General features: G+C 68.8%; 14 protein-coding genes. 2 read left to right on the top strand and 12 right to left on the bottom strand.

Annotation, left to right across the window (positions count from 1 at the left end):
* Window positions 1-85 precede the first annotated feature (85 nt).
* On the bottom strand, window positions 86-1,609 hold the full coding sequence (locus tag AB0H36_RS46670) for an MFS transporter (RefSeq protein WP_360538433.1): 1,524 nt from the start codon (window positions 1,607-1,609) through the stop codon (window positions 86-88).
* Window positions 1,610-1,665: 56 nt separating this feature from the next.
* On the opposite strand from AB0H36_RS46670, the gene AB0H36_RS46665 reads away from it, so the two are divergent.
* Complete coding sequence (locus AB0H36_RS46665; RefSeq protein ID WP_360538431.1) at window positions 1,666-2,370, top strand: TetR/AcrR family transcriptional regulator C-terminal domain-containing protein; 705 nt, start codon at window positions 1,666-1,668, stop codon at window positions 2,368-2,370.
* 662 nt (window positions 2,371-3,032) lie between these two features.
* Here the strand turns inward: AB0H36_RS46665 and AB0H36_RS46660 are convergent.
* The 7 genes from AB0H36_RS46660 to infC form a co-directional block, all read right to left on the bottom strand.
* Complete coding sequence (locus AB0H36_RS46660; RefSeq protein ID WP_360538429.1) at window positions 3,033-3,539, bottom strand: hypothetical protein; 507 nt, start codon at window positions 3,537-3,539, stop codon at window positions 3,033-3,035.
* Between the two features lie 42 nt (window positions 3,540-3,581).
* The gene (locus AB0H36_RS46655) at window positions 3,582-4,151 is read right to left on the bottom strand and encodes a hypothetical protein (protein WP_360538427.1); all 570 of its coding nucleotides are present in this window, start codon (window positions 4,149-4,151) and stop codon (window positions 3,582-3,584) included.
* Window positions 4,152-4,286: 135 nt separating this feature from the next.
* The gene (locus AB0H36_RS46650) at window positions 4,287-5,201 is read right to left on the bottom strand and encodes a CehA/McbA family metallohydrolase (RefSeq protein WP_360538425.1); all 915 of its coding nucleotides are present in this window, start codon (window positions 5,199-5,201) and stop codon (window positions 4,287-4,289) included.
* Entirely contained in the window at window positions 5,198-6,010 is an 813-nt protein-coding gene (locus AB0H36_RS46645; RefSeq protein ID WP_360538423.1) for an RNA methyltransferase, read from the bottom strand. Before AB0H36_RS46645 ends, AB0H36_RS46650 begins: the two co-directional genes overlap by 4 nt.
* Before the next feature lie 28 nt (window positions 6,011-6,038).
* Complete coding sequence (gene rplT, locus AB0H36_RS46640) at window positions 6,039-6,431, bottom strand: 50S ribosomal protein L20 (RefSeq protein WP_131367113.1); 393 nt, start codon at window positions 6,429-6,431, stop codon at window positions 6,039-6,041.
* A 76-nt stretch (window positions 6,432-6,507) separates the two neighbouring features.
* Window positions 6,508-6,702 (bottom strand): 50S ribosomal protein L35, encoded by a 195-nt coding sequence (gene rpmI / locus AB0H36_RS46635; RefSeq protein ID WP_360538422.1) that lies wholly within the window; start codon window positions 6,700-6,702, stop codon window positions 6,508-6,510.
* An 87-nt stretch (window positions 6,703-6,789) separates the two neighbouring features.
* Window positions 6,790-7,479 carry a translation initiation factor IF-3 gene (gene infC, locus AB0H36_RS46630; protein ID WP_360538435.1) on the bottom strand — a complete coding sequence of 230 codons (690 nt, stop codon included), beginning with the start codon at window positions 7,477-7,479 and terminating at the stop codon, window positions 6,790-6,792.
* Window positions 7,480-7,796: 317 nt separating this feature from the next.
* On the opposite strand from infC, the gene AB0H36_RS46625 reads away from it, so the two are divergent.
* Window positions 7,797-8,174 (top strand): DUF1844 domain-containing protein, encoded by a 378-nt coding sequence (locus AB0H36_RS46625; RefSeq protein ID WP_360538421.1) that lies wholly within the window; start codon window positions 7,797-7,799, stop codon window positions 8,172-8,174.
* Between the two features lie 78 nt (window positions 8,175-8,252).
* Here the strand turns inward: AB0H36_RS46625 and AB0H36_RS46620 are convergent, their stop codons facing one another.
* The 4 genes from AB0H36_RS46620 to AB0H36_RS46605 form a co-directional block, all read right to left on the bottom strand.
* Window positions 8,253-8,507 carry a helix-turn-helix transcriptional regulator gene (locus AB0H36_RS46620; RefSeq protein ID WP_360538420.1) on the bottom strand — a complete coding sequence of 85 codons (255 nt, stop codon included), beginning with the start codon at window positions 8,505-8,507 and terminating at the stop codon, window positions 8,253-8,255.
* Window positions 8,507-8,986 carry a DUF2975 domain-containing protein gene (locus tag AB0H36_RS46615; protein WP_360538418.1) on the bottom strand — a complete coding sequence of 160 codons (480 nt, stop codon included), beginning with the start codon at window positions 8,984-8,986 and terminating at the stop codon, window positions 8,507-8,509. The genes AB0H36_RS46620 and AB0H36_RS46615 overlap by 1 nt, the downstream gene beginning before the upstream one ends.
* Window positions 8,987-9,048: 62 nt before the next feature.
* Entirely contained in the window at window positions 9,049-12,162 is a 3,114-nt protein-coding gene (locus AB0H36_RS46610; protein ID WP_360538416.1) for a BTAD domain-containing putative transcriptional regulator, read from the bottom strand.
* Between the two features lie 41 nt (window positions 12,163-12,203).
* A complete protein-coding gene (locus AB0H36_RS46605; protein WP_360538414.1) occupies window positions 12,204-13,121 on the bottom strand; it encodes a carbohydrate ABC transporter permease in 918 nt (305 codons plus the stop codon).
* Between the last annotated feature and the right edge of the window lie 77 nt (window positions 13,122-13,198).

The following is a 13,198-nucleotide window of genomic DNA, read 5'->3' as shown; positions in this document are numbered from 1 at the left end:
GACGATGTGCGTGTAGAGCACCTGATGTGCGTGGGTCCCCAATGAGATTCTCAGTGGGCAACCCCCTACTTGAGTGGGCAACCGATCAGGTGTCCGCCGAGGCGGGCTCCGGCGTGGGCGACTCGGGGCTGAGCTCGGCGGCTGCCCGGCGCGGGAGCGCGACCAGGGCGACCAAGGCGCCGGCCAGGGCTCCGATGAGGCCTGTGGTCATGGCTATGGACATGGCGTCGGTGAAGGCGGCTCGGGCTGCGGTGACGAAGGCGGGGCCGAGGGCCAGCGTCTCGGCGATCGAGTTGCGGGCGGCTTCCGGCACCGAGTCCGGGAGGGAGGAGGAGTAGGCGGCGGCCAAGACGCTGCCCAGGACGGCCACCGACAGGGCGGCGCCGGTCTGCTGGACCGTGTCGTTCATGGCCGAGCCGACCCCGCGGTGTTCCGCCGGGACGGACTGCATCAGGAGCGTGTACGCCGCCGGTCCGGCCAGACCACCGCCGACGCCCATCACGAGCAGCCCGACGATCAGCAGGCCGTAGCCGGACGACGTACTGACCTGGGTGAGGATCCCGAAGCCCGCCGCGATCACCACCAGCCCGGCCGCGATCAGCGTGCGGTCGGCCAGCTTCTTGCCCAGCGTCGCCCCGAGACCGTTGAACAGCATCGCCGACGCCGCGTACGGAATCAGCGCCAGCCCGGCCTTCAACGGCGTGTACCCGAGCACGAACTGCAGGTACTGCGTCAGCGCCAGCAGCAACCCACCAGCGGTGAACGACAGCAGCACGATCGAGAAGCTGGTCCCGCTGAAGTTGCGGTTCCGGAACAACGCCAACGGCACCATCGGGTGCGCGCTCCGCTTCTCCCACACTGCGAACCCAGTCAGCGCGGCCACGCCCACGGCCAGCCCACCCAGCACCTTCGCGGACCCGAACCCGTCGACGGGAACGGAGATGATCGCCCACACCACCGCGGTCATCCCGACCATCGACAGCACCGCGCCACCGGGATCGACGGCCCGCGCCGGCCCGCGCGACTCCGGGATCATCGCGACCGCGCCGATGATCGCCAGCACCGCGATCGGCACGTTCAGCAGGAAGATCGATCCCCACCAGAAGTGCTCGAGCAGTACGCCGCCGACCGTCGGGCCGGCCACCACGCCGACCATCGCCACCATGGACCAGCCGGCCATCGCCTTGCGCTGCTCCTCCGGCGGGAACACCGTGAACAGCAGCGACAGCGTGCTCGGCATCAGCAGCGACCCGCCGACACCCATCAGGAACCGGCAGGCGATCAGCTGCCACGGCGTCTCGGCCAGCGTGGCCAGCAGCGAGGCCAGCCCGAACACGACCAGCCCGAGAATCAGCATCTTCCGGCGGCCGAACCGGTCGGACAGGCTGCCCGCGGTCAGCAGCAGGCCGGCGAACGCCAGGATGTAGGCGTCGATGATCCACTGCACGTCGGCAGGAGTCGCATCCAGGTCGCGCATCAGCGACGGGATGGCCAGGTTGAGCACGGTGTTGTCGACTACCAGCACCATCAGGCTCAAGCACAGGATCAGCAGGATCCACCAGCGTCGCGGGTGACCGGTCGCTGTGGACTCGAACGGTGTACTAGTCACTCGCACACTGTACGACAAGACTCGTACAGTGTGCGAGTCCTGAGTAGGATGGGCGCATGAAGGACTCGATCTGGACCCGCACGCGGGCCGCCGCACCTGCCCGGGAGACGCTGACCAGGGTGCAGATCGTGCAGGCCGCGATGGAGACCCTGGACACCGAGGGCCTGGCCGGGCTGAGCATGCGCAAGCTGGCCGCCAAGCTCGGCTCCGGCGCGACCAGCCTCTACTGGCACGTGCCGACCAAGGACGACCTGATCGACCTGCTCATCGACGAGACGTACGGCGAGGTCGACGTACCCGAGCCGGAGCTGGCCGGCTGGCGGTCCGGCGCGATGCTGTTCGCGCACAGCCTGCGCGCGATGATCCTGCGGCACCCGTGGCTGCCCGAGGTCGTCTACACCCGGCCGAGCATCGGCCCGAACGCGACGTCGCTCGGCTCCCGCGGACTGGTCCTGTTCGGCGCCGGCGGTTTCGCCGAACGCGACGTCGACTTCGCGATGGGCAGCGTGATGTCGTTCGTCTTCGGCACCGCGAACGCGGAGGTCGCCGTCAAGACCTCGATCAAGAACTCGGGCCAGACGACGGAGGAATGGGTCCAGGACGTGCTCGAGCAGGCCCGCGTCGCCACCGCCGACAACGCGACGATGCAGGAATCGCTCCGCCGCCGCTCCAACCGCGACCTGGCGACGATGCACAACGAGGCGTTCGTCTTCGGCCTCGACTGCCTGCTCGACGGCCTCGAGGGCCGCCTGAAGAAGTAGCTTCAGCCACGCCCGGCGCAGGTGCTCCGGCCGCACCGCAGCGCCGGCCTGAGCGCGTGGAAGGCTCGGCCCCGAGGCGCCGCGGACGGCCCGCCTGTCCAAATAGCCATGGCCGCCCATGAAGTCCCCGGGGTAGCGGTCACCGTGGTGCTCGCGCCAGTGCGCACGGGCCGCCCGGACCGCGGCCGTGCTGTTGATGTCGAGGTCGAAATCGCTCGGCTCCGGCTCGAGGCCGAGCCGGTACATGGCGTCCAACGGACGGCGCAGCGGCCGGTTCTCGTCGCTGCCGAACCACTCACGCATCCGGCCCAAGGCCTCCGGCTCGCCGGCCAGCTCCACCTCGGTCGGCAGGGTCTTTCGCAGGCCCGAGAAGAACTCGGCGGCGGTGCCCTTGAGCCTGACATCGACCTGTGTCGCGTCGATGCGGTCGTGCTCGAGCGCGTTCAGCAGATCGCCGGCGAACCGTCGGTAGAGCCTGGGTGTCAGTCCCATCGGGGACTCACGGGTGACCATCCACCGCAGGTGCAACTGGTCGATCCCCAGGAACTCCAGATCCCGCCGGGCGATGGTGTAGCCGGAGTCGTCCCGCACCCACCACGACGGCGCTTCCGCTCTGCCGTCGAGGATTCGTCCGATCCGCACGTCAAGCTTGTCCGGTGCATTCAGCCGCGCGGCGACGGTGCGTGGGTGCCAACCAGGGCCGAGTGCCGTGCTGCGAGGATGACACCACGGCCCCACCGCTGCTTCAGCCGGTCAGCGACCATCTGGCGGTCGGGCGACCAGCCGGCCAGCGGGCGCTGCGGAACGTCGACCATGGTCCCGAGACTGTCTTCGACGGCCCACGGCGGCTGTTCCGCCGCCTCTGACCAGGCGAGTGCCCGGTAGGAGATCAGTTCGGTGATCCCGCGCTCCTGAAGGAACTCCTGGGTCATCGTGTACTGCGTCCGGAGGAAGTCGGTCAGCGCGTCCCTGTTGTACCTGAGCTCGAGATCGACCGCCCGCCGCATAGTGCCGTCGATCTGCAACGCACAGTGCGGCCCGAACTCGTCGCGTGTGATCTCCTGGAGCGCCAACACCCGAGCGTTGTTGTTCGAGCCGTAGGACCAAGCGTCCATCAGCTCGCTGGTCGCGATCATGCGAACCAGCCCCTCGGCGTCTGCGGTGTCCATCCGGAGCTCCGCCGCTCGTCCGTCCAAGAGGGTGGCAACGCGTCAGTGGCCATCGAGGAACTCCTGCACCTCCCGGCGCACTCTGTCCGGAGCCTCGTTCCAGGCGGGGGTCAGCATGAGTTGGCGCAGTTTGACCTCCTTGACCTCACGCGCCGCGTCACGGCGCAGACCGAGATGCCACCACACGAGTTCCAGCTCGTCGGGCAGGAACCAGTGACCGCCGACAGCGGACTCCGCGGTGTCGGCCGGATCTGCGGGGGCGACCAGCACCTCGTCGGCTCTGGCAGCCGGCTCGATCTCGACGAGTTCGAGGCCGAGGTGGTCGATCGCGGCTCGGAACGCGGCACGCTGGGCCTCGACGAACGCCGCGGACGGCTTGTCGCCCGTCGTCTGGAAGAGTGCGAACACCCAGGCGTCATCATCCATACAGGCCAGGTCGAGGAGCAGCTCGACGCCCCGCTCGTCGGTCAGCCTCCGGTGTGCGATGCTGTCCGCGGCGCCCGGCCCCTCGGTTCGCGGGCCTTCGGTCAGGCCGAACGTCTCCCGAAGCCACGTCAGCTGATCTTCGGAGAGCTCGCCGAGGGAGAGGGCGCGCAGCGCGGGCCAGAGCATGTCGGATGTCCTTTCGCCGGTTCAGCGGGCAAGCAGGCGTGGCCAGACTTGCACAAGGACGGCCTTCACCGAGCAAGTTATCCACAGGCCGCTGATTGTCAGCGACGACCGCTGAGCCAGTCGGTTGATCCGCGGCTAGGACATCGGCTGTGTCGGGATGTGGATCGGATTGGTCCAGGCGCGGGCGCCGGTGGCGTCTTCGACAGTGATGCGGCAGTGGCGGCCGCGGAACATGGTCAGCGGGAGCGAGCACTCGGCGAGATCAGTGCCCTGGGCAACCTCTGCGCCGGGCATACCGCCGGTCAGCAGTATTTTCGTCGCGGGTGAGCAGGCGACCACTACCACGTCACCTTCGATGCGTACGTCGTACAGCTCGGGGCCGGTGCTGGAGTAGAAGTGGCCGGCCTTGAGGGCGGCCAGCAGCGCGTCCGGTTCGAGTTCCTGCGAGCGGACCTGGATCCAGGCCTGGCACGGGGGCGGGTCCTGGGGCTGCAGGTGTGCGTCGTCCGCGGCGTAAGTCGTCAGCCGGTGGCCGCGGTTCAGGAGGACATCGGTCAGGTGCCAGCTGTCGCCACGGTTCTCGCGGTCGGCGAGCGCGTTGTAGACCTCGACCGAGTGGGCCGCGTCCAGGCTCTCGGCGTCGACCGCCGTCAGCAGCGAGGCCGACGGATGGGCCATCCCGACGAACGCGCCGGCAGTTCGCGCCCGCCGCGCCAACTCAGGCCCGGTCTCCGAGCCCCCCGGCGGTGTGAAGTCCAGCGGCAGCCCCACAGCCACGATGTGCCACGCCTGCCCCGCCTCGGTCCGTGGCGCGTGCAACTCGGCGCCGATCAGCGTGGTGAATCCGTCCGATCGCAACTCTCGCGTGTCCGTCAGCGGGAACCCGTACTCCGGCCGGAAGTGGTCGGTGACAGCCAGGAAGTCGTAACCGGCCTCCCGATACACCTGCGCGGTCTCCACCGGTGACAACGCACCGTCCGAGCGGTCCGAGTGCGTGTGCAGGTTCCCTCGCCAGAACTGTCCCGGTAGGTCGAACGGCAGATCCGTCATCGGCGCTGCGCCCGGGCGGACGCGTAGAGGCAGATCGCGGCGGCGGTGGCCAGGTTGAGCGACTCGGCCCGGCCGTAGATCGGGACCTTCACCGAGCGGTCGACGATCGCGTCGTATCCGTCGGGCAGGCCGTGCGCCTCGTTGCCGAACAGCCAGACCGTCGGCTTGGCGAGCGTGCCGTCGTCGATGCAGGTGTCGAGGTCGGAGGCGCCGTACCCGTCGGCGGCGAGAACTTGCAGGCCCTGGTCACGCCACGACTTCGCGGCCGCGGGGACGTCCGCGTCGACGCTGATCGGGAGGTGGAAGACGCTGCCGACGCTGGCCCGGACCGCCTTCGGGTTGTGCGGGTCGACGGACTCCGCGGACAGTACGACGGCATCGGCTCCGGCGGCGTCCGCCGTACGGATGAGTGTCCCGACGTTGCCGGGATCGCGGACCTGGACGCCGACCGCGACGAGTCGCGCGGTACGTCGTACTGCTTCGTCCAGAGGCACCGTGACGAGGGAGCAGACGGCGACAACGCCTTGGGAGGTGACGGTCTCGCTCAGCGCCTCGATGGCGGCGCGGTTGACCTCGAACCACGGCACGTCGGCGGCGCGGGCGAGGTCGCGGAGGTCGCGGTGCCGGGTCGCGACGTCGGGTTCGCCGTACACCTCGAGGACGAGCTCACGGTGTTCGAGCGCCTCCCGGACGGCCTGCGGACCCTCGACCAGGAAGCGGCCGGTCTTGCGGCGGAACGCACGAGTGGCGAGCCGCCGGGCCTGCTTGATCCGCACGGATTGCGCGGTCAGCAGACCAGGGCTCGCCACTCGAGTGCTACTTAGGGGGTGCTGAGACTCAGGCCGCGGCGTCGCTCTTCGGAGCGTTCACGTCGGCCGGCAGCGCCGCCTTCGCGACCTGGACCAGCGCGGAGAACGCGGCCGGGTCGTTGACAGCCAGGTCGGCGAGGATCTTGCGGTCGACCTCGACCTCGGCCAGCCGCAGGCCCTGGATGAACCGGTTGTAGGTCAGGTCCTCGGCGCGGACCGCAGCGTTGATGCGCTGGATCCACAGCTTGCGGAAGTCGCCCTTGCGCGCCTTGCGGTCCCGGTAGGCGTAGACGAGCGAGTGGGTGACCTGCTCCTTGGCCTTGCGGTACAGCCGCGAGCGCTGGCCGCGGTAGCCGCTGGCCTGCTCGAGTACGACCCGGCGCTTCTTGTGGGCGTTGACTGCCCGCTTCACGCGTGCCATGAGGTGTTACTCCTTGTATTTCTGCGCCGGAGAGAGATGGTGCCCACTCGGCGGGGGGTGTTCGGGGGAGGGTGGATCAGATGCCGAGAAGCTTCTTGGCCTTCTTCACGTGCGACGGCGCGACCTCGACGGTGCCGGACAGGCGGCGCTTGCGCTTGGTCGGCTTCGCCTCGGCGAGGTGACGCTTGCCGGTCTGCTCGCGGCGCAGCTTGCCCGAGCCGGTGATCCGGACGCGCTTCTTCATCCCCGAGTGGGTCTTCATCTTCGGCATGGCTGTATGTGCTCCTGATTGTGTTTCGTTGACTCGATCTTCGGTTGACGGTGCTCCGGCGTCAGCATCGACGGCCGGAGCGTTTCGTCACTCCGGGTCGAGGTTGTCGGCCGGACCCTTCGGCTTCTTCGCGGTGCCGGCGGCGCGCTGGGCCTCGTGGGCCTGAGCCTGCTCGGCGCGCTCCGCGCGCTCCGCCTGCTCCTCGGCCTCCCGTTCGGCCTTCCGCTTCGCCTTCTCGGCTTCCACTTCCACGCGCGCCTCGGACTTCTTCTTGTGCGGTCCGAGCACCATGATCATGTTCCGGCCGTCCTGCCGCGGCGAGGACTCGACGAAGCCGAGCTCGCTGACGTCCTCGGCCAGCCGCTGCAGCAGCCGGAAGCCGAGCTCCGGCCGGGACTGCTCGCGGCCACGGAACATGATGGTGATCTTGACCTTGTCCCCGGCACGCAGGAACCGAACGACGTGACCCTTCTTGGTCTCGTAGTCGTGCGGGTCGATCTTCGGCCGCAGCTTCATCTCTTTGATGACCGTGTTGGACTGGTTCCGGCGGGACTCGCGCGCCTTCTGCGCGGTCTCGTACTTGTACTTGCCGAAATCCATCAGCTTGCAGACCGGAGGCCGGGCGGTCGCCGCGACCTCGACCAGGTCGAGATCGGCCTCCTGTGCCAGCCGAAGTGCGTCCTCGATCCGGACGATGCCTACCTGCTCACCGTTCGGTCCGACCAGTCGCACCTCGGGAACGCGGATGCGCTCGTTGACGCGCAGTTCAATGGTGATGGGTCCTCCTGGGTTGTGCTCGTTTCGGTGCCACCTCGCGACCGCCGCAGGCCCCCGGAAACGACGAAGGCCTTCGTGCGATCACACGAAGGCCCAATTCCCAGATCGACGACGCCCCAACCCTGCCGGGAGGTACGCCGTACGATCGCCGAGACCACCGGATCGCTCCGGAACCTCGACGTGACCGGGACCCGCCGACTGTCCATCGACTGGGTGGGAGGTGGCCCTCCGCTTAGACCAGAACCACCGGATTCCCTTGAGTATTCCGCTCAGGGGTCACCGCTGGACCCGGTCGGTCGCCATGCAAGAGTAGCAGCATGACGGAATCAGGTGCCAACTCGCAGCCCGACCCCCTGTCCACGGTGTCCCGCGACATCGCCGACGTACCCAGCGTGGAGATCATCTCGACCGCCGCACTGCACCTGATGAGCGCCGCCGCCGTCAACCTCGGCCTCGCCGAAGACCTCCCCGACCACAAGGACCTCGACGAAGCCCGCTCCCTCATCGACGCCCTCGCCGGCCTCCTCGACGCCTCCGCCCCCTCCCTGGGCCACCACCACGCCGCCCCCCTCCGCGACGGCCTCCGCTCCCTCCAACTCGCCTTCAAGGAAGCCTCCTCAATCCCCGACGCCCCCGGCCAAGCCCCAGGCGAGAAATACACCGGCCCCGTCCACCCCTCCGCCTCCCGCCGGTAACTCCTTTCGCGCCATCGAGTTGTGGATTTCTGCGCCAAAACCGGGATTGGACCTACTCAAATCGACAACTCGACGACTTCAGCTCGCGTCGGCGGTGTGGGTGGTTGTGGGGGGTTGGTGGTCGGCGGTGTCGTCGATGTATTCGAGGAGGTCGCCGGGTTGGCAGTTGAGCACTCGGCACATGGCTTCGAGGGTGCTGAAGCGGACGGCCTTGGCGCGGCCGTTCTTGAGGACGGCGACGTTGGCCGGGGTGAGGCCGACCTTCTCGGCGAACTCCCCGACGCCCATCTTGCGCTTCGCGAGCTCCACGTCGATGCGCACCACGATGGGCATCAGATCACCGCTTCCATGTCGGATCGCAGCGTAGTCGCCTGCCGCAGCAGGGCCCGCATGACCACCATGAGAAGCACGAGTACGCCGCCGACCAGGACGATCCCGAACATCAGGATCGGCAGGCCGGGGTCGTCGGCGAGGACGCCGAGGTAGACGAACACGCCGAGGAACAGCACCCAGCCGGCGCCGAGCGCCCAGATGATCGCGTCGACCCAGGCGAACGCGTCCTCGCTGAAGATCCGGTCGCTGGCGACGAGGGTGAGCAGCTTCCAGGTGCAGACGATGACGACCTGGATGCAGAGCAGTTCCAGGATCGACCAGATCGTCAGCGGCCAGCGCAGGTACGCCAGGTCGGGCTGCTCCTTCGCCATGTACGCGAACTGCCCGGGCATGCTCATCACCTGCGCCACCACCAGCCCCGCAAACAGCATCACCAGCAGGACCCGCAGCGGTACGACGACCCGGTGCACCAAGTTCATGCATCGACTATCGACCGCCATCTATCGAAAGTCAATCGGTACGACGATGTGTCGCCCCGACTTCAGGGGTTGGAGCGAATGGTGGCGAGGGCCGATCGGGCGGTGGTCTCGTAGAGGTGGGCGCCGGTTTGGTGGTGGATCTCGAGGGCCCGCAGGGCGGTGGATTCGGCCTCGGACGGGTGGCCGGCGGCGTGTTGGACCAGGGCCAGGGCGGTGAGGGTGCGGCCGTGGAGGACTGCCATCTGCAGGGTTTCGCACTCGCGGACGGCTTGCTCGGCGTCGGCCAGGGCGACGTCGAGCGCGCCTAGGCCGAGGCGGGCCAAGGCCAGGCCCATCAGCGCGCGGACCTCGACTTCGCGCGCGCCCACTTGGCGGGCCAGGGGCAGGGCGATGTGGAAGCGGTCGATGGCGTCGTCATAGCGCTCCTGGCCGGAGAGCGCGTCGCCGAGCGTTGCCTCCACGTGGCACCCGATGCGCAGGTCCCCGAGACCACGAGCCAACTCGAGTGCGTCGCGGGCCACCTTCTCGGCCAACTCGAACTCGCCGCGGTCGCGGTGGATCGTCGCGAGCGCCTCCGTCGACATCGCCTCACCCTGCCGCCGGCCTGAGCGGTGGACGGCGGCGATCTCGTCGGTGATCAACGCCAACGCCTCGTCCAACTCACCGCGATCCTGGTGAAGCACGGCCAGGACGTGCTGCGTCGAGTTCTGCCCAGGACCGTCGCCGAGGGCAACATGCTGAGCCTGAGCGTCGAGCGCCAGAGCGAGCGCCTCGTCCACCCGGCCGATCTCGTGGAGGATCGCAGCCAGGTTGTCGGTCGCCATGACCATCGCGCGCGGGTTCGACGACCGCCGAGCCGCCTCCGCCGTCTGCCGGAACCAGTCCAGCGCACCCACGCTGTCACCAAGATGCGCCGCCGCGATGCCCAGCAGGTTGGTCACGCTGTGCTCGCCCCGGAAGTCGCCGGCCTCCCGGTACAACCGCAGCGCCTCGACCAGGAAGTCGCGCCCTTCAGCAGTCCGCCCGACGTTCTTCAGGCTCGACCCGCGCGCCCGGTACATCGCCGCCATCGCCTGCGCGTTGCCGGCCTGTTCCGCAGCGCGCAGCCCGGCGTCGATCACCGCATGCCAGTCCGCGTGGTGACCGCGCTCGGAGAAGTACCCGCCCAACTGGTCCGCAAGGCACCAAGCCGACTCGAGCTCGCCATGCGCTTCAGCATCCAGTACGGCGGCCACCAGGTTCGACCGCTCCGCATCCAGCCACGCCTGCGCAGCCGCCGCGTCCATGTCCGCCGGCACCTCGACAGTCATCTTCGACGGCAACCGCAACTTCTGCGGGACATACACCTGCATCGCAGCCATCGTCTTGCGCAAGTAGGCGTCAAACCAGTGCCGACGAGCCGAGTCCCGATCAGCCGGATCCGCCGCCGCAAGCTCAGCCGCGTACAACCGCAGCAGGTCGTGGAACTGGAACCGCCCCGGCCGATACCGCTGCACCAGGTTCGCCTCCGCCAGCAACTCCAACTGACGAGCAGCGTCCTCCGACGATGTCAACGCGGCCGCAGCCTCAGCCGTGAAGTCCGGCCCCGGCACGACCCCGAGCAGCCGGAACAACCGCGCCGTACCGTCATCCAGCGCGACATATGACCGATCAAACGCATTGCGTACGGCGGCATCCGGATCACCAGCCACCGCCAGCTTGGCCAGCCGATCACCGGCGCGCAGTGAGTCGAGGTAGTGCCCCCACTCCATCCCCGGCCCCACCGCCAGGTTGGACGCGGCGATCCGCAACGCCAGCGGCAGATGCCCGCACAACTCAGCCAACGCGTCCGCCCCGTCACCCGGCCGCCCGCCCAGCAACCGGGCCAGCAGCAGCGCAGACTCCTCCGGCTCCAACTGCCCGATCACCAACCGATGCGCACCAGCCAATGCCGTCAGCCCACCCAGCGCACTCCGACTCGTGATCAGTACGGCGCTCTGCGGCGTGCCGGGCAACAACGGCCGCACCTGCTCCGCCTTCGCCGCATCGTCCAGTACGACGAGCACCTGCCGCCCGGCCAATCGCGAACGCAGCAAGGCCGAACGCGCATCAACCCCGTCCGGCACCTCAGCCCGAGGCACCCCGGACGTGACCAGCAGTTCGGCCAGTACGTCGGCGGGATCCCGCGGCCGCTCCCCCGCACCCGCCAGATGCACGTACCACTGCCCGTCAGGAAACGCCGTCCCAATCCGATGCGCCACATGCAAGGCCAACGCGGACTTGCCCGCGCCAGGCGGACCCGAGACAGCCACGATCGGCACGCCCTCCGACGGGTCCGTCAGCAGCTTCTCGACCTGACTCACCAGCTCTTCACGACCAGTGAAGTACGGCGCCTCGAGCGGCAACTGATGGTGGACCGGCCACCGCGGCTCGGGTGCTGCTTCCTGCTCCGGCGGCGCCAGCCGGTCCGAGCCGGCCAGAACGGCCTGCTGAAGCTCACGCAGCTCCGGTCCCGGATCCAGGCCGAGCTCTGCGGCCAGCAAACGCCGTACCGACTCGTAGGCCGACAGGGCGTCCGCCTGCCGGCCGCAGCGGTACAAGGCGAGCATCAGCTGAGCCCAGAGGCGCTCTCGCAGTGGGTGCTCGGCGGTGAGGGCGCGCAGCTCGGGCACGAGGCGGGTATGCAGGCCGAGGCGGAGGTCGACGTCGATCCGCCGTTCCAGCACGGACATGCGCGTCTCGACCAGCGCCGGGAGGTCCTGACTGCTCACCGAGCCCGGCGTCAGGTCGGACAGCGGCATCTCGCTCCACAGCTCGAGCGCCTGGTGCAGCAGCGCAGCCTCGGCCTGGTCGTTGCCCTCCTCGGCGTCCGCACGAGTGACCAGCTCCCGGAAGGCGGCCAGGTCGAGCTGCGACGCGTCTGCCTGCACCAGGTAGCCGCCGGGCACCGTCTGCACGACCTGGCCATCGTCGCCGAGCGCGGTGCGCAGCCGGGTGACATAGGTCTGCAGCGACCCCCTGACGTTGACCGGCGGCTCCTCGCCCCACAGCCGGTCGGCCAGGATGTGCAGCGGCACCGGCTGGCCCGCCCGGACGAGCAGCGTGGCCAGCAAGGTGCGCAGCTTGGTGGCAAGCTCCACCGGCTCACCGTCACTCAGGACGGTCAGCGGGCCCAGCACGGAGAATCGCAGCGCCACGGCCACCCCTCAGCTCGCCGAGCCCCCATGGTAGTGGCCGACTAGCCCTTCACAGCGCCTTCCTCCACGCCCTTGAAGAAGAACCGTTGCAGAGTCGCGAAGACGATCACGATCGGGATGAACGCGATCATCGTGCCCGCCGCGATCAGCCGGGGGTTGTTGCTGAACGTGCCGGACAGGTACTGCAGCCCGACGGTCAGCGTGTACTTGTCCGGGTCGGTCAGCACGATCAGCGGCCAGAGGAAGTCGTCCCAGGCCCCGATGAAGGCGAAGATCGCCACCACGCTGATCGTCCCGCGCACCGACGGCAGGCCGATGAAGACCAACCGCTGCCAAGCGTTCGCCCCGTCCACGATCGCGGCCTGGTCGACCTCGATCGGCAGCGCCCGGAACGCGTTGTACATCAGCAGCACGTTCAGCGTCCCGATCATGCCCGGCAGCGCGACCCCGAACAGCGTGTTCGCCAGCCCGAACTCCCGCACCGTCACGTACTGCGAAATGATCGTGACCTCGCCCGGCAGCACCAGCGTGGCCAGGAACAGCCCGAGCACCAGCTTGCGTCCCCTGAACTGCAGCCGGGACAGCGCGAACCCGGCCAGCGACGCCCCCAGCACGTTGCCGCCGACAACCAGTGCGGCGACCACCAGCGAGTTCCGGGCGTAGCCCCAGACCGGGATGGTGTCGGCCACCGCGCCGTAGTGGTCGAACGTCGGCTGAGCCGGCAGCAGCCGCGGGATCCGGGTGTAGATGTCCTCCCCGGATCCCTTCAACGACGTGGACAGCTGCCACAGGAACGGCCCGATGGTGATCAGCAGCACGAACACCAGCAACGCGTACCGGACCACCTTCTCCCGAGTCGAGATCGTGTTGAACCCGAACGACCCCCGCCGGCGCCCCGAAGGCGCCGTACCGGGAGCCTCCACAACGGCCGGCCGCGCCGGATCGGTGACCGTGGTCATGGGGCCTCCCGGCCTGGACTGAGGAGCGGAGGGAGCGAAGCGACTGGAGTGACGAGGGAAGGCCGGGAGTCGAAGCC

The sequence above is a fragment of the Kribbella sp. NPDC050820 genome (genome assembly GCF_040653975.1).
In the GTDB taxonomy this organism is placed as follows: domain Bacteria; phylum Actinomycetota; class Actinomycetes; order Propionibacteriales; family Kribbellaceae; genus Kribbella.
This window is presented reverse-complemented; position numbering and strand designations above follow the sequence as displayed.

Excerpts from the sequence above, each read along its gene's own strand:
- AB0H36_RS46660 (WP_360538429.1), bottom strand. The coding sequence starts at position 3,539 with ATGGACACCGCAGACGCCGAGGGGCTGGTTCGCATGATCGCGACCAGC.
- AB0H36_RS46625 (WP_360538421.1), top strand. The coding sequence starts at position 7,797 with ATGACGGAATCAGGTGCCAACTCGCAGCCCGACCCCCTGTCCACGGTG.
- AB0H36_RS46605 (WP_360538414.1), bottom strand. The coding sequence starts at position 13,121 with ATGACCACGGTCACCGATCCGGCGCGGCCGGCCGTTGTGGAGGCTCCC.
- rpmI (WP_360538422.1), bottom strand. The coding sequence starts at position 6,702 with ATGCCGAAGATGAAGACCCACTCGGGGATGAAGAAGCGCGTCCGGATC.
- AB0H36_RS46665 (WP_360538431.1), top strand. The coding sequence starts at position 1,666 with ATGAAGGACTCGATCTGGACCCGCACGCGGGCCGCCGCACCTGCCCGG.
- AB0H36_RS46615 (WP_360538418.1), bottom strand. The coding sequence starts at position 8,986 with ATGAACTTGGTGCACCGGGTCGTCGTACCGCTGCGGGTCCTGCTGGTG.
- AB0H36_RS46655 (WP_360538427.1), bottom strand. The coding sequence starts at position 4,151 with ATGCTCTGGCCCGCGCTGCGCGCCCTCTCCCTCGGCGAGCTCTCCGAA.
- AB0H36_RS46620 (WP_360538420.1), bottom strand. The coding sequence starts at position 8,507 with ATGCCCATCGTGGTGCGCATCGACGTGGAGCTCGCGAAGCGCAAGATG.
- rplT (WP_131367113.1), bottom strand. The coding sequence starts at position 6,431 with ATGGCACGCGTGAAGCGGGCAGTCAACGCCCACAAGAAGCGCCGGGTC.
- AB0H36_RS46650 (WP_360538425.1), bottom strand. The coding sequence starts at position 5,201 with ATGACGGATCTGCCGTTCGACCTACCGGGACAGTTCTGGCGAGGGAAC.